This window comes from Lactobacillus sp. M44, from assembly GCF_058130005.1.
The window spans coordinates 1,003,582-1,027,071 of the sequence record NZ_CM176707.1; the positions used below are offsets into that span (position 1 = coordinate 1,003,582).

21 protein-coding genes are annotated in these 23,490 nt (G+C 32.5%); 19 read left to right on the top strand and 2 right to left on the bottom strand.

Translation table 11 applies throughout. The features are described 5' to 3' along the window. From smc to rplS, 9 genes are all read left to right on the top strand, one after another. Positions 1 to 3,558 carry a chromosome segregation protein SMC gene (gene smc, locus AC38BG_RS04920; protein ID WP_489936753.1) on the top strand — a complete coding sequence of 1,186 codons (3,558 nt, stop codon included), beginning with the start codon at positions 1 to 3 and terminating at the stop codon, positions 3,556 to 3,558. Beyond that, the gene (ftsY, locus tag AC38BG_RS04925) at positions 3,559 to 4,752 is read left to right on the top strand and encodes a signal recognition particle-docking protein FtsY (protein WP_489936754.1); all 1,194 of its coding nucleotides are present in this window, start codon (positions 3,559 to 3,561) and stop codon (positions 4,750 to 4,752) included. A 33-nt stretch (positions 4,753 to 4,785) separates the two neighbouring features. Next, complete coding sequence (locus tag AC38BG_RS04930; protein ID WP_489936755.1) at positions 4,786 to 6,210, top strand: C69 family dipeptidase; 1,425 nt, start codon at positions 4,786 to 4,788, stop codon at positions 6,208 to 6,210. A 169-nt stretch (positions 6,211 to 6,379) separates the two neighbouring features. Continuing rightward, the gene (gene ylxM, locus AC38BG_RS04935; RefSeq protein WP_489936756.1) at positions 6,380 to 6,718 is read left to right on the top strand and encodes a YlxM family DNA-binding protein; all 339 of its coding nucleotides are present in this window, start codon (positions 6,380 to 6,382) and stop codon (positions 6,716 to 6,718) included. A gap of 3 nt (positions 6,719 to 6,721) precedes the next feature. Continuing rightward, a complete protein-coding gene (gene ffh, locus AC38BG_RS04940) occupies positions 6,722 to 8,152 on the top strand; it encodes a signal recognition particle protein (RefSeq protein WP_489936757.1) in 1,431 nt (476 codons plus the stop codon). Positions 8,153 to 8,237: 85 nt separating this feature from the next. Beyond that, positions 8,238 to 8,510: a 30S ribosomal protein S16 gene (rpsP, locus tag AC38BG_RS04945; RefSeq protein WP_489936758.1), complete on the top strand. Its 273-nt coding sequence runs from the start codon at positions 8,238 to 8,240 to the stop codon at positions 8,508 to 8,510. A gap of 66 nt (positions 8,511 to 8,576) precedes the next feature. After that, positions 8,577 to 9,092 (top strand): ribosome maturation factor RimM, encoded by a 516-nt coding sequence (gene rimM / locus AC38BG_RS04950; protein WP_489936759.1) that lies wholly within the window; start codon positions 8,577 to 8,579, stop codon positions 9,090 to 9,092. Further along, positions 9,082 to 9,807: a tRNA (guanosine(37)-N1)-methyltransferase TrmD gene (gene trmD, locus AC38BG_RS04955; protein ID WP_489936760.1), complete on the top strand. Its 726-nt coding sequence runs from the start codon at positions 9,082 to 9,084 to the stop codon at positions 9,805 to 9,807. Before rimM ends, trmD begins: the two co-directional genes overlap by 11 nt. 128 nt (positions 9,808 to 9,935) lie before the next feature. Continuing rightward, positions 9,936 to 10,283, top strand: a complete 348-nt coding sequence (rplS, locus tag AC38BG_RS04960) for a 50S ribosomal protein L19 (protein ID WP_489936761.1) — start codon at positions 9,936 to 9,938, stop codon at positions 10,281 to 10,283. An 89-nt stretch (positions 10,284 to 10,372) separates the two neighbouring features. Here rplS and lexA read toward each other — a convergent pair whose 3' ends face one another. Next, positions 10,373 to 10,993, bottom strand: a complete 621-nt coding sequence (lexA, locus tag AC38BG_RS04965; RefSeq protein WP_489936762.1) for a transcriptional repressor LexA — start codon at positions 10,991 to 10,993, stop codon at positions 10,373 to 10,375. A gap of 163 nt (positions 10,994 to 11,156) precedes the next feature. On the opposite strand from lexA, the gene AC38BG_RS04970 reads away from it, so the two are divergent. The 7 genes from AC38BG_RS04970 (at position 11,157) to AC38BG_RS05000 (ending at position 19,794) form a co-directional block, all read left to right on the top strand. Next, entirely contained in the window at positions 11,157 to 12,434 is a 1,278-nt protein-coding gene (locus tag AC38BG_RS04970) for a solute carrier family 23 protein (protein ID WP_489936763.1), read from the top strand. 211 nt (positions 12,435 to 12,645) lie between these two features. Continuing rightward, positions 12,646 to 17,403 (top strand): mucin-binding protein, encoded by a 4,758-nt coding sequence (locus tag AC38BG_RS04975; RefSeq protein WP_489936764.1) that lies wholly within the window; start codon positions 12,646 to 12,648, stop codon positions 17,401 to 17,403. Between the two features lie 196 nt (positions 17,404 to 17,599). Then, on the top strand, positions 17,600 to 17,911 hold the full coding sequence (locus AC38BG_RS04980) for a hypothetical protein (RefSeq protein WP_489936765.1): 312 nt from the start codon (positions 17,600 to 17,602) through the stop codon (positions 17,909 to 17,911). Between the two features lie 107 nt (positions 17,912 to 18,018). Further along, positions 18,019 to 18,714: a TcaA 3rd/4th domain-containing protein gene (locus tag AC38BG_RS04985; protein ID WP_489936766.1), complete on the top strand. Its 696-nt coding sequence runs from the start codon at positions 18,019 to 18,021 to the stop codon at positions 18,712 to 18,714. After that, positions 18,690 to 19,199: a GNAT family N-acetyltransferase gene (locus AC38BG_RS04990; protein WP_489936767.1), complete on the top strand. Its 510-nt coding sequence runs from the start codon at positions 18,690 to 18,692 to the stop codon at positions 19,197 to 19,199. The genes AC38BG_RS04985 and AC38BG_RS04990 overlap by 25 nt, the downstream gene beginning before the upstream one ends. Positions 19,200 to 19,254: 55 nt before the next feature. After that, positions 19,255 to 19,503 carry a DUF896 domain-containing protein gene (locus AC38BG_RS04995; protein WP_489936768.1) on the top strand — a complete coding sequence of 83 codons (249 nt, stop codon included), beginning with the start codon at positions 19,255 to 19,257 and terminating at the stop codon, positions 19,501 to 19,503. A gap of 66 nt (positions 19,504 to 19,569) precedes the next feature. Continuing rightward, positions 19,570 to 19,794, top strand: coding sequence for a YneF family protein (locus AC38BG_RS05000; RefSeq protein ID WP_489936769.1), 225 nt, complete (start codon positions 19,570 to 19,572; stop codon positions 19,792 to 19,794). A gap of 45 nt (positions 19,795 to 19,839) precedes the next feature. On the opposite strand, the gene AC38BG_RS05005 is transcribed toward AC38BG_RS05000, so the two are convergent. After that, on the bottom strand, positions 19,840 to 20,454 hold the full coding sequence (locus tag AC38BG_RS05005) for a lysophospholipid acyltransferase family protein (protein ID WP_489936770.1): 615 nt from the start codon (positions 20,452 to 20,454) through the stop codon (positions 19,840 to 19,842). Positions 20,455 to 20,509: 55 nt separating this feature from the next. On the opposite strand from AC38BG_RS05005, the gene AC38BG_RS05010 reads away from it, so the two are divergent. The 3 genes from AC38BG_RS05010 to tsf all read left to right on the top strand — a co-directional run bounded on the left by AC38BG_RS05010 (position 20,510) and on the right by tsf (position 23,409). Continuing rightward, positions 20,510 to 21,526, top strand: a complete 1,017-nt coding sequence (locus AC38BG_RS05010) for a GIY-YIG nuclease family protein (protein ID WP_489936771.1) — start codon at positions 20,510 to 20,512, stop codon at positions 21,524 to 21,526. A 146-nt stretch (positions 21,527 to 21,672) separates the two neighbouring features. Further along, on the top strand, positions 21,673 to 22,497 hold the full coding sequence (gene rpsB / locus AC38BG_RS05015; protein ID WP_489936772.1) for a 30S ribosomal protein S2: 825 nt from the start codon (positions 21,673 to 21,675) through the stop codon (positions 22,495 to 22,497). Positions 22,498 to 22,533: 36 nt separating this feature from the next. Beyond that, positions 22,534 to 23,409, top strand: a complete 876-nt coding sequence (gene tsf, locus AC38BG_RS05020; protein ID WP_489936773.1) for a translation elongation factor Ts — start codon at positions 22,534 to 22,536, stop codon at positions 23,407 to 23,409. Positions 23,410 to 23,490 lie beyond the last annotated feature (81 nt).

Below are 23,490 nucleotides of genomic sequence, written 5' to 3' on the forward strand. Positions count from 1 at the left end.
GTGTCTCTAGAAAAGTTAGAGTTAAGTGGGTTTAAATCATTTGCGGATAAAACTGTAATTACTTTTGATAAGGGAATTACAGGCATTGTCGGCCCCAATGGTAGTGGTAAAAGTAATATTACTGAAGCTATCAGATGGGTATTAGGAGAATCTAGTGCCAAATCACTACGCGGAAGTCAAATGAAAGATGTGATTTTTGCAGGAAGCGAATTTCGCAAGCCTTTAAATCGTGCAGAAGTAACTTTAGTATTTGATAATAATGATCATAGTTTAAAAATGCATTCTGATCATGTAACAGTTACTCGAAGATTAATGCGTGATGGAGAAAGTGAATATTTAATTAACAATCAATCCGTTCGTTTAAAAGACATCCATAGTTTGTTTTTAGATTCAGGTGTTTCACAAGATTCTTTAGCAATAATTTCTCAAGGAAAAGTTGATGAAATTTTAAATTCAAAACCTGAATCACGTAGATCAATTTTTGAAGAAGTAGCAGGAGTATTACATTTTAAACAACAAAAACAAGCTGCTAATATTCAATTGGAAAAAACCACTGATAATTTGATCAGAATTAATGATTTAGTCAAAGAATTAAAAGCCCGTGTTGCGCCATTACATGAACAAGCAAGCTTAGCTAAAGAATATTTATTTCAAAAAAAACATTATGACGAAAAAATGAAAGTTTTACTTGCCTTTGAAATTGAAGATCTAGATAAACAACATCAGCAACTAAAACATGAATTAGCTAATAAGACAGCACAACTTGCTAAATTAGATGAAGAAGTAAAAACTTCTCAAAGTGATTTAGAAAGCAAAAAAGATGAATCACAAGAATTAAATAAACAAAAAGAGAGTTTGCAAGAAAAGATTCTAACTAGTACTCAGAAAATTTCTCAAATAAATACTGAACTTGTTGTAACTGATCAATCCAGTCAATATAACGATGCAACAAGAGATGAGTATCAAGAGCAGATTGCAACACTACAAAAAAATCTTGATAAAAATGAGCAACAATTAGCTTCATTAATTGATAACAAGAAGCAATTGCAAGATCAATTGACAAATCTAAAGACACAAAAAAAGCAATTAGCAGACCACCTTGCTGAAAATCCTGATGAATTGCATGATAGATTAGAGAATCTGCGTAATGATTATATTCAAATGCTGCAAGATCAAGTCTCTAATAATAATGACATCACTTATTTGCAAAAAGAAATTCTTAAAAGTGAAAATACACAAAAAGTTGAGACAAATGATGTTACTAAAAGATTAGCTTTAGCTAAAAAAGAATTAGCAGCAATAAAAAGTGATCGTGTTAAATTTATTGATGAGTTAAATAAATTAGAAGCTCAAAAAAAATCAAAAACTGTTGAACTGCAAGAATTAAGTATAAAACGTAATCAGCAAACCAAAATAGTTGCTGGCCTTGCAAATAAATTTAGGACGTTATCTGCACGTTATGATGCGATTAATACTGTGCAAAAGCGGCATGAAAGCTATTATTATAGTGTTCGAAACATTCTGAACAACTTGCAACGATATCATGGCGTTATTGGTGCAGTTGGTGAATTATTAGAGTTTGATCCACAATATGAAGCTGCGATGGTAACTGCTTTAGGATCTAGTGTTCAATCATTAATTGTTGATACTCAAAATAATGCTAGAGATGCAATCACTACATTGAAAAATACCCATGCTGGTTGGGCAACATTTTTACCATTAGATAATCTGCATTATCGAACAATTCCACTGGCAACAGTCACTAATCTAAAAACTTTACCTGGATTTGTTGGTGTTGCAAGTGAATTAGTTAAAGCTAATACTAGAATTGATATTAATAATGCAATTAATTATTTGCTTGGAACTACAATAATTATTGATAATATTGATCATGCTGTACAAATCTCACATCATATTCGCAGTCGAATTGTTACGTTAGATGGGGATGTGATCAATGCTTCAGGTGCAATGACTGGTGGAGAGCGATCAAAGAAAAATAATTCCCCATTACAATTGAATTCTCAATTGATGAACTTGAAAAAACAGGTCAAACAAATAAAGCAAGACTATCAAATAAAAAATACTGCTATAACAAAACTAAATGATAGTTTTACGCAAATTAGTAATGATATCGGCGTTATAACGGGTAAAATTCAACAGTTAAATCAAAAGAATCTTGAAGTTAAATCACATTATGATACTAAACATAATGAGGTAATTACTTTAATGCAGACAAATGATATGTACCATAAGCAACTTCAAATGCAAAAAGAAACTTTGACTACGCAAAAACAGCAATTAAAAGACGCAAAAGTTGAAGCTAAAGAATTTGACCAAAAAATTGCTCAAAGAAAACGATCAATTAGTTTGTTGCAGGATCAAATAAAAAATTATGATATTGTAAGTAAAAAAATCCAAAAACAAATTGCTGAAAATAATGCTGATATTGCTGTGATCAAGACTAGATTAAACAATACTAATGAACAAATTGATGATCACAATGAAATAATTGCTAATTATTCTAATCAATTAGAAGTTTTGAATAATAAATTGAATGAGATAGGATCTAATCATAAATTAGCTTTGATTCAAAAAAAAGACTACCAAAATCAATTAGAAAAACTAGAAACTCTGCAAACTCAAACTAAAAAAGAACTTGCAAAAATCAGCCAACAACTCGGAAGATTTGATGCACAGATTAATGAACTAAATTCAATTTTTACTCGTAATTATGATTTGCGTAAAAATATGGCTCGTGAAAATGAAGACTATGTTGCAGAAATTTCTACTATTAAAGAAAAACTTGATCAAAAATTAGAACAATTAGCAAACTATTCAATTACATATGAAGCTGTCCTAAATAATGCCAAGGTTGAAAACAGTTCTTTGGAGCGTCAAAAACTGCAAAAAGAAATTAAATTACATAAAATGTCATTAGATGATATTGGATCAGTAAATATTAATGCGATTGAAGAGTATAATAATGTTAAAACTCGTTATGATTTTTTGAATCAGCAACAAAATGATTTGCTTCAAGCAAAAAATGATATTGAAAAATCAATGTCTAGTTTGGATCAAGAAGTAATTACTAGGTTTAGTGATACTTTTAATAAAATTGCTGCTAGTTTTCAAAAAATCTTTCCAATCGTATTTGGCGGTGGTAAGGCAAGCTTGATTTTGACTGAACCAGATAATGTGTTAGAAACAGGAATTGAAATTATTGCACAACCACCTGGCAAAAAATTGCAAAAATTAACATTGCTTTCTGGTGGAGAACGCGCACTAACTGCAATTACATTATTATTTTCAATGCTTGATGTGAACCCAGTACCATTTTCAATTCTTGATGAAGTAGAAGCTGCATTAGATGAGGCAAATGTAACTAGATTTGCTAAGTTTTTGAAAAAATTTGATGTGAATACTCAATTTATTGTAATTACTCATAGACAAGGTACGATGGAGTTAGCAGATCAGCTATATGGAGTAGTAATGCAAGAGTCTGGTGTGTCACAAGTGTTATCAGTTTCATTAAAAGAAATAAAAAATAAGGTGAGATAGATGGGATTATTTGATCGAATCAAAAAATCATTATTTGGCGAAGATGATATCAAAAAAGAAATCGCAAATAAAGTCAAAGAAAACATTGAAGAAAATAAAGCAGAACTTCCAAGTGAAGAAACAGAAGTAAAAAAAGATTCTAAATTGCAATCAAAAGATCTTGAAAGAGCCAATGAAGTTGATCTTAAAGAACAAAAAAATGATGCTGAACAAGATATTGTAGAAACTGAAGCAGAAGATGAAGATTCTGAAGACGAATTAACACCAGAAGATATCTATGAAAAAGGATTAGAAAAGACTAACCAAGGTTTTGGCGCAAGATTAAATGCATTTTTAGCTCAATTTAGGTCAGTTGATGAAGAATTTTTTTATAATTTGGAAGAATTGTTGATTGAATCAGATGTTGGTTATGAAACAGCTGTAGAATTAACAGATCAATTGCGTGATGAAGCAAAATTGCAAAAAGCAAAATCTAAGAAAGATTTAAGACGAGTAATTGTTGAAAAATTAGTCGAATTGTATGATCAAAATGGCAACAGCGATGATGAAAAATTAAAATATAATCCTGATGTCAAGCCAAATGTCTATTTATTTGTAGGTGTTAATGGTGCAGGTAAAACCACTACAATAGGTAAATTAGCTAAAAGATTTAAAGATGATGGTAAAAAGGTTTCTTTGATTGCTGCTGATACTTTTAGAGCGGGTGCTGTTGAACAACTTGTCCAATGGGGTAAACGTGTAGGAGTACCAGTAGTTACTGGAAAAGCGCAGGCAGATCCAGCTTCAGTTGTGTTTGATGGAGTTCAAAAAGCTAATGATCAAAAATTAGATTATGTATTAGTTGATACTGCAGGTAGACTGCAAAATAAAGTTAACTTGATGAATGAACTAGAAAAAATTCAGCGAACTATTAAAAAGTTGCTCCCTGATCAGCCTATTGAAACTTTACTTGTTTTGGATGGATCTACTGGTCAAAATGCATTACTGCAGGCAAAAGATTTTGATAAAACCACTAAATTGACAGGATTAGTTTTGACCAAACTAGATGGCTCTTCAAAAGGAGGAGTTGTTTTAGCTATTAGAAATGAAATGAAATTGCCAGTTAAATTAGTAGGTTTAGGCGAAAAACCTGAAGATTTAGCTGATTTTAATGCAGCTAATTATGCTATTGGTCTGTTCCATGGTTTGGTATAATATAGGCAAAACAATATTAAAGGAGAAAAAATTATGTCAGAATTAAGCGCATGTACAACTATATTAGTTGGTAAAAAAGCATCTATTGATGGTTCAACAATGATTGCCAGAAATGACGATACTTTCAAACCTATTACCCCACAAAAGTTTGTAATTAATCCAAGTATCCATGATCAAAAAGACCGCAAGATTAAATCTTGGCTTAATGGTTTTGAAATGGATCTTCCAGAAAATGCCTATCGTTATCCAGCAGTACCTAATGTTGATTATAAAAAGCTAGGTTATTATGAAGAAAGCGGCATTAATGAAAAAAATGTTGCTATGTCATGTACTGAATCAACTTATGGTAATGAGCGAGCATTAGCATTTGATCCATTAGTTAAAGATGGACTAGATGAAGATTGTATGGAAAATGTTGTTTTACCATATATTGATTCTGCTCGTGATGGGGTTGCTTTTTTAGGCAAGTTGATTGAAAGATATGGTTCTGCTGCAGGAAATTCTGTCTTATTTTCTGATAAAGATGAAGTCTGGTATATGGAGATTGTGACTGGTCATCACTGGGTTGCACAAAGAATTCCAGACAATGCATATGCAATTGCAGCAAATCGAGTATCAATTCAACAAGTTGATTTCAATGATCTTGATAACTTCATGTGGAGTGATGGAATCGAAGATTTTGTTAGCGAAAACCATCTAAACACTGACCAATCTGGTTGGAACTTCCGTCATATTTTTGGTACAAATAATGAAAAAGATCGTCATTATAATAATCCACGTGTTTGGTTTGGTCAAAGATACTTTAATCCAGAAATAAAACAAGATCCAGAAGATGGAGAATTACCATTTATTTGTTATACAGATAAAAAAATCTCAACTGATGATATCGAATATATTTTGGGATCTCATTATAATGAAACTCCATTTGATCCATTTGGCAAAGGTACTGATGAAGAAAAGCATCGCTATCGTCCAATTGGCTTGAATAGAACTCAAAACTCTCATATTTTGCAAATTAGAAGTGATGTTCCAGATGAAGTGGCTGCAATTATGTGGTTATGTATTGGCGGCCCTACATTTACTCCATTTGTCCCATTCTTTACTAATGTGAATGCTACAGATCCTAGCTATGACAATACTTCACTAGAATATAATGAAAAAGATGCTTATTGGTATTACAAGTCATTAGCTGCATTAGTAGAAAGTCATTACCCTCAATTTGTTCAATTAGATACAGATTACTTAATTGAAGCACGTCGAAACTTTAGAGAACATGTTGCAAAAACTATTGAAGATGCTAAAGGTAAGAGTGGGGATGAAATAACTGACTTTTTGACTAAAGAAAACCAAAAGGCAGTTGCACATATCAAGGTAGAATCTGAAAAATTAATGGCTAAGATGTTTGTTCAAAGTATTGAAATGTCTAAGTTGACATTTAATATGGACAAAAACCTTTAATAAATAGAAATAATCGAAGTAAAGCAAGTGTTTAAGCAAGCGCCTGCTTTTTTGTTAAATTGACTTAACAAACTTTTTAAACTAGTATTTTGCTAGCAGTGATTTGGTATAATAAATTTTGAAAATTATTTTTGTCTATTTTCTTTAAAATAAAAAAGGAACTGGTTCAATGAAATTAACCAAAAGTGAATCTTTAGGTGATCTATATGGCTTTTATCGTAATTTGTTAACAGATATTCAGCAAAAATATTTTGAAGATTATTATTTTAATGATTTATCATTAGCTGAAATTGCGGATAATTATCAAGTATCAAGGCAAGCTGTATATGATAATTTGAAAAGGACAAGTGCAATTTTACAAGAATATGAAACCAAACTTCATTTGATGAAGCATTTTCAATACATAGATCATTCTTTGACACAAGCTTTGAGTTTATTACATGATAAAAACTATTCTCAAGTAAAAGAAATATTAATTGATTTAGAAAACAGACTCCAGGAGGAATAAACATTGGCTTTTGAAAATTTAAGTGAACGGATTCAAAAAGCATTAAAAAATTTAACAGGCCGTGGACGAGTATCAGAAGCAGATATTAATGCTGCAAGTCGTGAAATTCGTTTAGCATTATTAGAAGCGGACGTTAATTTTAAAGTTGTTAAAGAGTTCATCAAAAAGATTAAAGAGCGTTCATTAGGACAAGAAGTTCAAGGATCATTAACACCAGGTCAACAAATTATTAAAATTGTTGATGATGAATTAACTAAGATGATGGGATCTAGTGCAGCTACTTTAATTAAAGCACCACAGATTCCGACAGTTATTATGATGGTTGGGTTGCAGGGTACTGGTAAAACTACTACCGTAGGTAAACTTGCATCTTATTTAGAACGCACTGAAAAAGCTCGTCCATTATTGATTGCAGGAGATATTTATCGTCCAGCAGCTATTGATCAATTAAAACAAATTGGTGACCAATTAAAAGTTCCAGTATATAGTGAACCAGATGAAAAAAATGTTGCTAAAATTGTTGAAGATGGTTTGGAACAAGCAAAAGAAAATAAAAATGATTATGTAATTATCGATACCGCAGGACGTTTAGAAATTGACGAACCTTTGATGAAAGAATTAGAAGAGGTCAAAGCTGTTTCACATCCTAATGATATTTTGTTAGTTGTTGATGCAATGACTGGTCAAGCTGCAACTAAAGTAGCTGAAGGGTTCGATAAACGTTTAGATGTAACAGGAATTATTTTAACTAAGCTTGATGGAGATACTCGTGGTGGTGCTGCATTATCTATTAGAGCAGTTACTGGTAAGCCAATTATCTTTACAGGGCAAGGGGAAAAATTAACTGATCTTGAAAAGTTCTATCCTGATAGAATGGCCTCTAGAATTTTAGGTATGGGTGATATGTTGACGCTAATTGAAAAGGCTCAACAAGATTATGACGCTAAAGAAGCCCAGAAAATGGCTGAAAAAATGCGTGAAAATACCTTTGATTTTAATGATTTTGTTGATCAATTAAACCAAGTCCAAAAATTAGGACCACTCGACAAAATCATGAAGATGATTCCTGGTATGGCTAATAACCCACAGTTGAAAAACTTCCAAATGGATGAAAAACAATTAGATCACATCAAAGCAATTGTTTATTCAATGACTGAACAAGAACGTGAAGACCCAGATGTATTATCCCCATCAAGAAGAAGAAGAATTGCTGCAGGATCAGGTCGTTCGATTGTTGAAGTCAATCGAATGATTAAACAATTTAAACAAACAAAAGACATGATGCAAAAAATTTCAAAGGGTAATACTAAAGCCCTAGCAGGCTTGCCTGGAATGGATTCTCCAATGGGGAGAATGGCAATGAGATCGATGAATCGGAGTTTTAAGAAAAATAAACGTAAGCGAATGAAGAATCGTCACCATTACAAGTCCTAAGACAAACTGTTAAGTAAAAACACTTTACAGGTATGATATTTTTTGATATATTAGTTATCGTTAAGAAATTAGGAGGAAATTATTCATGGCAGTTAAAATTCGTATGCGCCGTATGGGTGCCAAGAGAAAGCCTTTTTACAGAATCGTTATCGCTGATTCACGAGCACCTCGTGATGGTCGTTTCATTGAAGAAGTAGGTTATTACAACCCAGTATCAACTCCCAAGGAATTGAAGCTTGAAGAAGATAAAATTCTTGATTGGCTAGAAAAAGGTGCTCAACCATCAGAGACTGTTAGATCATTTTTATCTAACGCAGGTATTATGAAGAAGTACCACGACTCAAAATTGAGCAAGTAATTTAACTTTATAAGTTTGAAGTCTATGCTTCAAACTTTTTTTATACTTAAGCTGCAGGAGAATTATATGCATTTTTTTGATGTAGGGAAAATAATTGCTACTCATGGATTAAAAGGTGAAGTAAAAGTTGCGCTGATAACTGACTTTGCTGATGATAGATTCGCACCTAAAAGCAGATTATATTTGAGCGACGATCATGAACATGAACTAATTGTAAAAAGCAGTCGCCCCTTTAAAAGCTATTGGCTTGTTAGTTTTGAAAATATTGATGATATTGATAAAGCACAAAAATTAGTTGGGAAAACATTAGTAATTAGCCAAGAAGATCAACCAGAACTAAAAGGCGGTAGCTATTATTATTATCAAATTTTAAATAGTGAAGTTTTCGATAATCAAACTCAAGAAAAAATAGGTACAGTTGTTGATATTGAAGCACCTGGTGCCAATGATATTTGGGAGATAAAGCCTGATTTTGGAAAGAATTTTTGGATTCCTAATATTAAATCTGTAGTAAAAAAAGTTGATCCTGATAATCATGCAATCTATGTAGAATTAATAGAGGGGCTAAGAGATGAAGATTAATGTATTAACTCTTTTTCCTGAAATGTTTGATGCTCTTAAAAGTTCCATGATGGGGCGTGCATTAGATGATGGCAAGTGGAAATTAAATTTAATTAACTTCAGAGATTTTACTCATGATGTACATCATCATGTTGACGATAGCCCTTATGGCGGTGGTGCTGGGATGGTTTTACAAATTATGCCAATAAAAATGGGATTAGATACTATCAAAAATCCTGGCAAAGTTATCATTACAACACCTCGAGGAAAAACCTTTAACCAAAAAATGGCTGAAAGATGGTCAAAAGAAAAAAATTTAACCTTTATTTGCGGACATTATGAAGGCTTTGATGAACGAATCTACAATTTAGCTGATGAAGAAGTATCTATTGGAGATTATGTTTTAACTGGTGGAGAACTACCAACAATGAATATGATTGATGCAACTGTAAGGTTGATACCTGGCGTATTAGGAAATTCTGCATCCCCAGTTGATGAGTCATTTGTAGATGATTTATTAGAATACCCGCAATATACTAGACCAGCTGATTTTGAAGGTCAAAAAGTTCCTGAAGTATTAATGAATGGCAATCATGGAAAAATTGCGGAGTGGAGATTATATCAATCAATTAAGGAAACTTATTTGCACCGACCAGATTTGATTGAGAGGCATAATTTTACTGAGCAAGAGCAAAAACTGTTTGAACAAATAAAGCGAAAATTGGCACAAAAATAATTTTTTAAATTTACAAGAGTTAGTATTTTTGTTAAACTAATAAGCGTGGTTTTGACTGCAATAATAGTTATGGATATTCCGCTGGCAACAATGGGTTGGATAAGAATATCGAAGAAGGAGAAAAAATAATGGATCCATTAATTCAAGAATTGACAAAAGAACAATTACGTGACGATATGCCTGAATTTCGTGCAGGAGACACAGTTCGTGTTCATGTACGTGTTGTAGAAGGTACTCACGAACGTATTCAGTTATTTGAAGGCGTTGTAATTAAGCGTAAGGGCGCAGGAATTAGCGCAACTTATACTGTTCGTAAGATGTCAAGTGGTATTGGTGTTGAACGTACTTTCCCAGTTAACGACCCACGTGTTGCTAAAGTGGAAGTTGTAAGACATGGTCGTGTACGTCGTGCTAAGTTATACTACTTACGTAACTTACATGGTAAGGCTGCAAGAATCCGCGAAGTACGTAGATAATCTTGTATTAAGAACTGTTCCAAAGATTTTGGGACAGTTTTTTTGTGCAAAAAAAACACCACCATATATGGGGATGCTCAAGTTATATTTTATGCAATATCGTTTCTATATAAGCCAACAACTTTTCCTAAAATTGACACATTATTCAAAATAATTGGAGACATAGTATCATTTTCTGGTTGAAGGCGATAATGCCCTTTTTCTTTATAAAATCTCTTAACAGTGGCTTCATTATCTTCAGTCATTGCAACTACAATTTGACCATTTTGGGCTGTTTGTTGTTTTCTGACGATAACACTATCACCGTCTAAAATACCAGCATTGATCATACTAGTTCCATGAACTTTTAGCATGAATAATTCACCAGCGTCATTTTCTAAATCAGGAGGTAATGGGAAATAATCCTCTACGTCTTCTACAGCTAATATTGGTTGACCAGCTGTTACAACACCTACGATAGGGATAGTTGTGGGTTTAATACCCAAGGCATCTTTTCCTTCTTGAGTTACTTCAATAGCACGTGGTTTAGTTGCATCTTTCATAATGTAGCCTTTATTTTCAAGGCGTGTTAAATGACCATGGATTGTAGAAGTTGAAGCTAAGTGAACTGCAGTACACATTTCACGAACACTAGGTGGAAATCCTCTTCTTTTTACGGTGTCATAAATATATTGTAATATTTCTAATTGCTTTGTATTATGTTTTGTCATAATTAATTGCTCCATCTCTATTTGTAATCCTTATTTTATCAAAGAATAAAGCGTATTACAAACAACTGTTCTGCAAAAAGTGTATTGACAGATATAATCAAAAAGTTTAAACTTTTTATAATTTAATGTTTTTTATGTCTTTGATGGAAAGGAACAAGGATTAATGGCAAGAAAAGATGTCGTTTTAGATGTAGATGAACGACCAAAACCTATGCAATGGTTTGGTCTGTCACTGCAACACATGTTTTCGATGTTTGGTTCAACTGTATTAGTGCCCATATTAGTTGGATTGAATCCAGGAATAGCATTATTTAGTTCAGGCGTAGGTACTTTGATGTATCTATTAATTACCAAGCATAAAATTCCTGCCTACATGGGGTCTAGTTTTTCATTTATTGTGCCGATGATTGCATTGATGAAAACTACAGGTTATCCAGGAATTGCTCAGGGGACAGTTGCAGTTGGTGTAGTTTATTTGATAGTATCACTGCTGGTTTCATTTTTTGGCTCGGCATGGATTGATAAAATATTGCCACCAATAGTTGTTGGACCAATAGTTGTTGTTATTGGTTTATCACTAGCTGGTGCTGCTGCAAAAGATGCCACAATGAATGGTGCACATTATGATTTAAGATATTTTGCAGTAGCGATTCTTACTTTGTTTGTCACAATTGCTTTTAATATGTATTTCAAAGGCTTTTTAGGATTGATTCCAATTTTAATGGGGATAGTTTTTGGTTATTTGATTGCAGTGGCGTTTGGAATTGTCAATTTTTCTGGAGTCATGAAAGCGCCTTGGCTGTCATTGCCAGCTTTTCAAATCCCATTTGTTAATTATCAACCACAATTTTATTGGGGAGCTATATTGAGTATGGCACCAATTGCATTTGTCACTATGACCGAACACCTGGGTCATATTATGGTATTAAATGAATTAACTGAGAGAAATTACTTTAAAGATCCTGGATTAAATCATACCTTGTTTGGGGATGGTACTGCTTCGATTATTGCAGGATTTGTTGGGGGACCTCCTGTGACTAGTTATGGTGAAAATATTGGAGTATTAGCAATAACTAAAGTACACAGTGTGTTTGTAATTATGGGTGCTGCAATTTTCGCAATTTTATTTAGCTTTGTGGGTAAACTAAGTGCCCTGATTGAATCAATTCCAAGTCCAGTCATCGGCGGGATTTCATTTTTACTATTTGGGGTTATTGCTTCTAGTGGATTACGAGTAATGATTACTAATAAATTAGACTTTGATAAAAAACGTAATTTAATGATTGCTTCGAGTATCCTAGTTATTGGGATTGGTAATGCATATTTACAATTAGGTCAATACCAATTTTCTGGTTTAGCAGTAGCAGCAATTTTAGGAATTATTTTGAATTTAATCTTGCCAAAAAAAGCTGCCAGCGAAAAAGAAGTAGTAAAAAAATAACATATTTTTGTAAAACATATTTTGATTTTTTGTCAAAATATGTTTTTTATTTTGCAATATAATAACTATTAAAAATGTTGTAATATTAGTATTTTTAGACGAATATAAATATTTTATTTTGATATGTGTGAAAAAATGCACATTGAAAATAATATAACAAGTGTTATTATTGATATGAATAATATGTTTTATTAAAAAAGTAGGGGATTATATGCTATCTAAAAATAACTATAAATTAAAATTTCAAAAAGCTGCTCAAAAAGATCATACTTTTACATTAAGAAAACTAAGTACTGGTGTAGCTTCAGTAATGCTTGGTACATTATTTATTTTGAATAATGCTAATACTGTAAAAGCTGATACTACTGCAGATAAAACGGCTAATCAACCAGCTATTGCAAATGTAAAAAATGGCAAGGTACAACCTTCTGCATCATCTGATAAAAATGATGCAGCTGCACCAGCTGCCAATGTACCACAAACAGATACAACTGCTTCAACAGCGCCTGTATCGACTAAGCCAAATCAGAAAACACCGAAAATTACAAAAGCTGCTCAACAAGATGTTAAGTTAATTGACGATAATGCTAATAGTAATAATGTTACTCTAACACACGGAGATAATGGTACTAGACAAGTAAGTGTTTCACTTTCCGCTAATGCAGGTGATACAGTCGTAGTTAAAGTTCCTTCAATTTTCAATGCGTCAACTGATGAAAAATCATCATTGTATACAACATCAATTACACAATCAAAGGCTACGCCTGACTATGTAACCAATAAGTCTGTATCTGACACAATTTTTACCTACACAATTAATACTTCTGGATCAATTGATTTTAATCTTAAGTTAACTCCAACAGTTAGTAATTGGTCTTTTTTGCCAGAGGGTGCAATTTATGACTTGCTTATTAGCCAAAATGGTCAAGACGAAGGCAAGATCGAATATAAGATTGGTGAGCCTGCAATTATTACTAGTGTTAATCCAAACTTTGATCAAAACCAAGCAAGTAATAATAGCTTAGTCAAAGATCAAAATTATGAAGTTGGCATTAATTTAACAAATAATGGGATTAGTGATGGAGATAATTTTGCAGGAACTGTTACAGTTGATGTTCCAGATGGTTTTGTCTTAAGTGATGCAAAATATGTTGGACAAGGATTTGTATCTAATAGCACTCAAGCTGGAGATACTGATAGCCAATTTAATGATCTTACAAATCAATGGACAATTACATATAGTCAAGCAAGTGCAGGCGCTCCAGTAGTTATTAACTTTAATAATGCTAAGAGTGATTTAAATGGTGGCAATTTATTATTCTGGGGTAAATATACGAGGGATATTAGTGCTGCGGATAATAACTTTAAAGCTAGTGTTTCATATTATTCAACCAATAACGATGGAGATAAGACTAAAGCAAATCCATTAATCGCTCAATCAAAAGTATTTAATGTGAATCTTCCAGTTAATGAAGATGAAAAGAGTTCATTAAATTCTAAGTTTATCAACAATACAGGTGATATTTATACTGATAATGGTAAAGCTGATGGCACTCACCAACAAGATAACCATCAATTTGATTATGGCAATGGTAGAAGTATCCAACTATACAACAATGGAAATGTTGAACAGACTAATGTAGATGTTCATGTAAATATTGAGCCGGGAACTGTTTTGAATGGTGGTAATGGTATATATGCATTAACCGATATAACACCAAGTATCAATCAAATACAAAGTGTGACTGTAACATTAACCAATGGTAAAAAAGTTATTATAGCAAGTGGATTATATACTGGTGCTTTTAATAATTCAGGAATGGTTAATATTTCTCCTGATACAATTGCTAAAGGCGTTGCACCAGATGGTTCAAATATTAAAGCATTAGATATTGTATTTACAAATATTGAACCGGGAACTAAAGTTCAAATTAATTTTGCAAACAATGCAATTTTATCAAGCGCGACTGATAAAAAAGTTGGTGATACAGCCAATTACGATTTGACTGTTACTTCTGACCAAGGAGCTAATAGTAAAGATTCGATGAAGCTACCTATCAAGAATCCTGTTAATACTCAAAATGCATTCACTGGACAAATAGAAGACTTTGTTAATGGTAGTTATCAACCAACTAGTACAAATGGTGGTAATAAAGCAACTATTACTTATACATTTAGAAATGTTGCTAGTCTTGATCAACCTAGTTCATATTTGGTAGCAATTCCTGAAGGTTTTGATGTTGATGCTCTTAGTCAATTACACCTATATCAAAATAATCAAATATATAAAGATGGTACTATTAAGGATTTAGGCTATGTTGGCTTAAACGGCGAGCATATGTTTGAAGTTGATCTGAAGACAACTCCAAGTTACCAAGCTCCAATTTATTTAAAGGGATTAGATAATAAGCCGATTATTATTACTGTAAATCCAAATGAATTGCCTGGGTCTTATAGTTATCGTAACGGTAGTGGCGCTAATCAAATGAGTTTAATCATGGCCATTGATGATAATGATGAATTTTCTGCTAATGCATCTTATGATGTTGAAGAATTAACATTAAAAGATGGTACTAAGCATAAAGTTGTTTTGTCTGGTACTGGCTGGTATCCAAATTTTCAAGAAGCTAATTACAACTTTACTTATCCATCAATGTATGGTGCAATCAATGGTGTTAAGCGTGATGGTCAACCATTTTATAATGGTGAATATATTCCTTCAAAACCAGCGGCTAATATTACTTCATTAAATTACAGCGACAATAATGATGTTGATAATACCACAGGTTCGATCCAACTAAGTAATATATTAACTGATGGCAGTACTTCAAATTATTCATATAATGTTATAAACTTGCCAAGTGTAGCTGATGGTGACTCTACAACATTACAATTAACTGGTGCAGGCACAATTAAAGATCCAAATAACACTGGTTCTAAATTGATGTATTTATTAACACCATCTGATGGCGTTAACCACGGATCAGATCTTTCTAATTGGTTAACTGCAGATCAAGTAAAAGATTGGTCTAAAGTTCGTGCAGTCATGCTACTGTCAAATAAACTTACAAGTGTTAACGTAGTCAGCGCTGAACTACCATTTAAAGTTACTGCAATGGCTAAAAAAGGTAATACTCAATTTATGCTTGTTACTAAGTTTGATGGTGATCATTCAGGTGAAGAGTATTCAAAAGATAATGATTACATGGTAAATGTTGATCGCTATGTAGATTTGACTACTAATTGGGTAAAAGATGATGGTACTGTGATTAAACAACCAACTAAGTCAGTTATTAAATCAGGGGATACATATTCTACTAGTGGATTAACCGATAGTGATATTCCTAAGGGATATGCTTTAATAAAAACAGCTGGTGATCCAGCTAAAGGTACAGCTGGAATTAACAATGTTGATGTGACTTATGTTTATGGTCCATCTACAACGACTGAAGCTACTTCAAAGACAGTTAATGAAACAATTCATTATGTATATTCAGATGGAACTACTGCAAAACCAAACTACACAAAGGCCGTAACATTCACTGGAACTAAGACTACAGATAATGTGACTGGAAAAGTTACTTATAAATGGGATCAAGCTGGTCAAATTTTTGCACCAGTAGTAAGTCCAACAATTGCAGGCTATACTGCAGATTTATCCCAAGTAAATGCACAACATGTAACTTCAGATAGCAAGGATATTGTAGTAACAGTAACTTATACTAAGAAGGCACCAACTGAAGTAACTGACTCTAAGACCATAACTGAAACGATTCACTATGTATATTCAGATGGAACTAAAGCTGCAGATGATCATACTGCAACAGTTACTCTTACCAGAACAGGTAAAAAAGATGCCGTAACAGGTGATATTATGTGGGGCGATTGGACTAGTGATACATTTGCACCAGTAGTAAGTCCAACAATTGCAGGCTATACTGCAGATTTATCTCAAGTAAATGCACAACATGTAACTTCAGATAGCAAGGATATTGCAGTAACAGTAACTTATACTAAGAAGGCACCAACTGAAGTAACTGACTCTAAGACCATAACTGAAACGATTCACTATGTATATTCAGATGGAACCAAAGCTGCAGATGATCATACTGCAACAGTTACTCTTACTAGAACAGGTAAAAAAGATGCCGTAACAGGTGATATTATGTGGGGCGATTGGACTAGTGATACATTTGCACCAGTAGTAAGTCCAACAATTGCAGGCTATACTGCAGATTTATCTCAAGTAAATGCACAACATGTAACTTCAGATAGCAAGGATATTGCAGTAACAGTAACTTATACTAAGAAGGCACCAACTGAAGTAACTGACTCTAAGACCATAACTGAAACGATTCACTATGTATATTCAGATGGAACCAAAGCTGCAGATGATCATACTGCAACAGTTACTCTTACTAGAACAGGTAAAAAAGATGCCGTAACAGGTGATATTATGTGGGGCGATTGGACTAGTGATACATTTGCACCAGTAGTAAGTCCAACTATTGATGGCTATACTGCAGATTTATCCCAAGTAAATGCGCAACATGTAACTTCAGATAGCAAGGATATTGTAGTAACAGTAACTTATACTAAAGTTGTTGTTCCACCAACAACCCCAATACCTGAACCAATTCCAGAGCCAATACCTGTTCCTGAACCTAATCCAGAGCCAAGTCCTCAACCTCAACCAGAACCAGAAAATCCTGAAGTTCCAACAATTACAAAAGATACTGAAAAGCCTTTGCAAGCTCAGCAAGTACAACCGAAAGCTACAGTTTATATTTCTAGTGTAGTACCAGCTAAAAAAGCTACCATATCTAATATGACTACAGTAAAGCCAAAAGCTACTTCACAAAAATTACCACAAACTGGTGAAAATAATAAAAATTTATTTTCAATTTTAGGAATATTGAGTTTAACGTTAGGATTATTTGGATTAACTGAGCGTAAACGCAAAAACTAATAAAAATATATAAATTAAAGCATTTCATAATTGCATTGAGTAGTTATGAAGTGTTTTTTTGTCTATTATTGAAAACAATAATATTGATATATTACCATTAATACGTAATAACTGGCTTAATTTAAAAGGGGTAAAAAATGAATAATAAATTGTTTTGTCCAAATTGTGGTATTCTTGTATCCAAAGGAGATATATTTTGCCCAAATTGGTTACTACTGATAATCTACAAAAATTACTGACAACGCAGTCAAGCCGACCCAAGAGTATTTTGCACATAATAAATAGTTCTGAAGCTATTATAGCTACTGAGCAATTAAAAAATACTGGGATTTTTGGTCAATTATCAATTATTCAAAAGGGTAGATATTGGTTATTCTTTCCAAAATATCAATTAAAACTCAACACATATAGTCCTACTATAAAGAATAATCATGCAAACAGCACAGTTTATGCAAATAATAAAAAATTACTGTCCAAAAATCGGGTGACAGTTATCAAGCAAAAATAAATTCAATCTTTCCTGATGAATACGATATTGCAGTTAAATCAAAAGTTGCTGGACGCAATTTATGAGCAACCCAGATAACTTCAGTTTGGTCAAATAATTCTATTAATTTGAATATTAAGACTGCTACATTTGAAGAAAACTCTATCCCTCATGGTAAAATTTTTATCAATGGAGAGTCAGCTGTCACATTAAATAGCAATGGTACTAAGAAGTTTACTTATTATCCAATTTCTGGGAATATGAAGTTATATGTTGCAGGTAAATTTAATGGAAAAACAATAAAGTCTGAAACAGTTAATAATATTTCAGATATGGTTGGAGAAAATTCTGATGACTTTGACACTAATTCAGATTTCACTAAAAAACATGGTGTTTATATAATTACCTCTAAGTGGAAAGGCTTAATTGAAAAGGATAAAGCTGAGTCATTATTAGATGACAATTTTAAAGATCCCAATTCTGCAGCCTTTGTAAATGGTGATTTAAATGCTTATTATAAAGTCTTGGAAAAGATGGCTGATAATTGGAATGATTCAGATAAAATCGACAGTTTTGATGTTGATGTTAAAGTGACTAGCATTATTCCAGCAGGTGATAATTTAAGTCAAGTTACATATGAAATAACTTATAATTTTGACCATAGTGATGGTTCAAGTAGAACTCAGGTAGTTTCATATAAGGACGCTATTTTTCAATATGATAAAACAACTGATGATTATAAGATTAAATCTACTGGAAATGGCAAGATAATTAAAATTAACATATTTGAGGGCATGTTATGTATATACGTAAGGCTGAATTAACTGATTTAGATCAGATGGTTAAAATATTAAATCAAGCTAAGCAATTTTTAAAAGAATCTGGTAGCACTCAATGGCAAAGTGGTGATCCTAATGAAAAAACATTGCAACAAGATATTATTAACCAAAATAGCTATGTTTTAGTAGATAAAAATATTATCGCAGTTGCGGCATTGATTATAGGATCTGATCCAAATTATAATAAGATCTGGGATGGTAATTGGATTAATAAATCAGAAAATTATATTGCAATTCATCGAGTAGCAATCTCTGAAGATTTTCGCAATCAAGGATTAGGATATAGATTTTTGAAATTATTGGTTAATGAAATTAAATCCAGAGGATATAAATCTGCTAGAATTGATACATTTAGACTAAATCAACCAATGCAAAACATTGCAAAAAAAGTTGGATTCAAATATTGCGGAAAAGTTGCAGTAATAGATCCAATTGATTCAGAACGTTATGCGTATGAATTAGTTTTTTGAGTATAAGTATTGTATATTAGTAGTGAAGAAAACTATATTTATTGAGGTGATAATTATGGACAAAAAAGAAGAAAAAAAGATGATTGACCGAATTAACTTTTTGTATCATAAAAAAGAAAAAGAGGGCTTATCTGATAAAGAAGAAAAAGAGCGTGAAGAATTACATAAAGAATTTATCAAAAACTTCCGTGCTGGCTTCAAACAAGAACTAGAAGATATGGTTATCATTGATAAAAATGGTAAAGAAATTACTTCTGAAAAAGCTAAAGAAGCTCAACGTAAAAAAGGTTTAAGAAAAGATTAGACTTTATTTTTCGCAAAGCTTAATGTAAAATATTGTCATTAAGACAGTTGGGAGAGATTATTTTTTATGAATTTAGGTTTAGCGATTACTTTGATTATCGTAGCTTTATTAGTAGGTCTTGTTGGGGGCTTCTTTGGAGCTCGTGCATATATGAAGAAATATTTTCAAGATAATCCGCCAATTAGCGAAGATATGATTGTTGCTATGATGTCACAAATGGGTCAAAAACCTTCTGCAAAAAAGGTTAACCAAGTTATGAACATGATGAAACATCAACAATCAAAGAATTAACCATAAAAAATAAGGCTTCTAATATAGAAGCCTTATTTTTTTAGTTTATTTAGCAATATAATGAAATTTAGGATTTTGTTCTTTATCTAATTTATCCCATGATTTTTCCAAGTTTTTATAAAGTGCAGGAACAGTTTCTTTGTTTACCTTGGTTTTTCGATCAATTCTAATTGGATCGCCAAAATTGATTTCTAGATCTTTTCTTTTTAAAAAGTTTTTGAAAGTTAATGGTCCTTGATAAACAACAGGAACTAATGGCTTATTTGCTAATCTTGCAATTACAAATGCACCTTCTTTTAATTGGGATGAATGTCTAGTTCCCGACGGAAAAATCATCAATGAAAGTTTTCCAGCTTTTAAGCCTTTAATTGGAATTTTTAAAACAGATGGGCCTGGATGTTTTCTGTCTACAGGGAAAGCATGGGCGTGACGTAAAATAAAAGATAAAATAGGATTTTTAAACAATTCAATTTTAGTCATAAACATAAATTCCATTGGGCTTGCAGCTAGTGCAAACAAAATTGGTTCCCACCAAGTTCGATGAGGTGCAACTAAAATATAATTACCTTCTGGCAAGCGATCTTTATGATTTACATGCAAATGGCCATTCAAAATCCAAACTACAAAGCGGGCAATCCCGCGAATAAAATGATAAAACATAGTTTCCTCCATAATTAATATTTCGATTATAGCAAAATATTGCAAAGGATAAAAAATGATTGAATTAAAAGAAAACGAAAGAATTGACTATATTTACAATAAACATCTTAAAATAATTCAAGATAAAACAGCTTTTAGCTATTCTTTAGATACTTTATTATTAGCAGATAATGCCAAAAAGGCAATTCGTGATAATTCAAAAGTTGCAGATTTATGTGCTGGCAATGCTGCAGCAAGTATTTATTTATCTGAATTTAATCGAGCTAAATATGATGCAGTTGAAATTCAAAAAGATATTGTATCCCAAGCTGAGCGTTCAATAGAATTAAATCATTTAGAAAATCGCATTAATGTTCATGAATTAAATGTTTTAGATAGCCCTCAAGTTTTAAAAAAAGATAGCTATGATGTTGTGTTAGTGAATCCACCATATTTTAAAGTGGTGCAAGGACATCACATTAATCCAGACCGCAAAAAAGCAATTGCCCGTCATGAAGTGTTAATTAACTTAGAACAAATCATTGAAGTAGCTAGTAAATTGTTAAAAATGAAGGGTAAATTTTTTATTGTTCATAGACCAGAAAGATTAGGTGAAATTGCTTATTTTTGTTTAAAACATAATTTAAGTGTGAAAACAATTCAACCTTATTGCGGCCAAGTTGGCCAAAATGCCAATTTGGTGGTTGTCGAATGTGCTAAAAATACTGGTAGTGATGGATTAGTCTTAAAAAATCCAATTGTTGTTAATGATAAAGATGGCAAATATACTGATGAAGTAGCTAAAATTTCTTGGAATAATAATGATGAAAATAAATCAAAATATTATTTTTATGTTTTATTGTGTAGTGATGGTAGCTTTTATGGTGGGTTCACAAATGATTTATTACATCGCTTGGCTATGCACAATCAAGGAAAGGGGGCAAAATATACTAAAGCAAGGCGTCCAGTGCGGATGATATATCATGAAGAATTTGATGATAAAAATTTAGCATTAAAAAGAGAATATTGGTTTAAACATCATTCAAGAAAATGGAAAGAAGAATTTTTGACAAAACACAACGTTAAATTTTGACTTAAGAATATTTTTTTTGTAAACTAATTAAGTGTGTTTAATTTGCACATAAAAAACACATCAAGAGCGATCAATATCTGGGTGCCATATTTGGTCAGGTATTGAAAAGACCGCTTGAGAGGTAAAACCACAGGAGGAAGTTTATTATGTCAGTTGTTACAATGAAACAATTGTTAGAAGCTGGTGTTCACTTCGGTCACCAAACTAGAAGATGGGATCCGAAGATGAAGCCATATATCTTTACACAAAGAAATGGTATTTACATTATTGATTTGCAAAAAACAATCAAGATGTTAGATGATGCTTACAATTACATGAAAGCAGTTAGCCAAGATGGCGGAGTTTTCTTGTTTGTAGGTACTAAAAAGCAAGCTCAAGAAGCTATTGCTGAAGAAGCAACTAGAGCTGGGCAATATTATGTTAACCAACGCTGGTTAGGTGGTACTCTTACTAACTGGACAACTATTCAAAGCCGTGTTAAGCGTTTGAAGCAATTAAAGACAATGTCTGAAGATGGTACTTTTGATGTATTGCCTAAAAAAGAAGTTGCGTTGTTAACTAAAGAAATGGACAAACTAGAAAGATTCTTGGGCGGTATTGAAGATATGCCAAGAATTCCAGATGTTATGTTTGTTGTTGATCCAAAGAAAGAAAAGATCGCAGTTCATGAAGCAAACATTTTGGGTATTCCAGTAGTGGCTATGGTTGATACTAACACAGACCCTGAACCAATCGATGTTATCATTCCTTCAAATGATGATGCAATTCGTGCAATTCGTTTAATCGCAGGTGCTATGGCTACTGCAATTATTGAGGGTAAGCAAGGACAAGATGAAACTCAAGATGTTGAAAAACAAATGAGTGAAGGTTCTGAAAATGATGCTGAAGCTGAACAACATGGTAATGAAGGCTTCGAATCAACTGAAGATATGGTAAATTCATCAGATGATAGTAAAGATGAATTAAGATAATTTTTACTTTTAGTTCCAATTAGGAGGAATTATTCAATGGCAAAAATTACAGCTGCACAAGTTAAAGAATTACGTGATCGTACCGGTGCAGGTATGATGGATTCAAAAAAGGCTTTAGTAAAAGCTGATGGTGATATTGAAAAGGCAATTGATCTTTTGAAAGAAAGTGGCGTTGCTAAAGCTGCTAAAAAGAGTGGCAGAATTGCTGCAGAAGGTTTAGCTGAATATGCAATTGATGGTAATAATGCTGTTTTAACTGAAATTAATTCAGAAACTGACTTTGTTTCATCAAATGATAAATTCATTAAATTAGTAGATGATATTACTAAAGCAATTTTAGCTGCAAAACCAGCTAATGTTGAACAAGCTTTAAAAGCTCCAATGGGAGATACTACAATTGGTGATGCAATCACTAATTTAACAGCAGTTATTGGTGAAAAAATAACTTTAAGAAGATTTGATTTAGTATCTAAAAACGATGACGAAGTATTTGGTGCATACAAACATAATGGTGGTGCAATCGTAGCTTTAGTTACATTAAAAGGTGGTAATGAAGAAGCTGCTAAGAACATTGCTATGCATGTTGCTGCAATTAATCCAGAATACTTAGATCGTGATCAGGTTCCAGCAGATGCATTAGAGCGCCAAAAGGAAATCTTTACTAAAGAAACAATTAACGAAGGAAAACCTGAAAAGATTGTTCCTAAAATAGTTGAAGGTAGATTGAATAAATACTTAAGTGAGATCACTTTAGTTGATCAACCTTATGTAAAAGATTCTGATATGACAGTTGCTCAATATGCGAAATCTCAAAATGCTACTGTTGTAAACTTCATTCGTTATGAAGTTGGTGAAGGAATCGAAAAGAAACAAGAAGACTTTGCTGCCGAAGTTCGCGAACAAATGAAATAATTTTGAGTATAAAATATTAGTGCCCCACAATTATTAGATTTATTTCTAGTGATGTGGGGCATTTTTATAAAATAAGTTTTA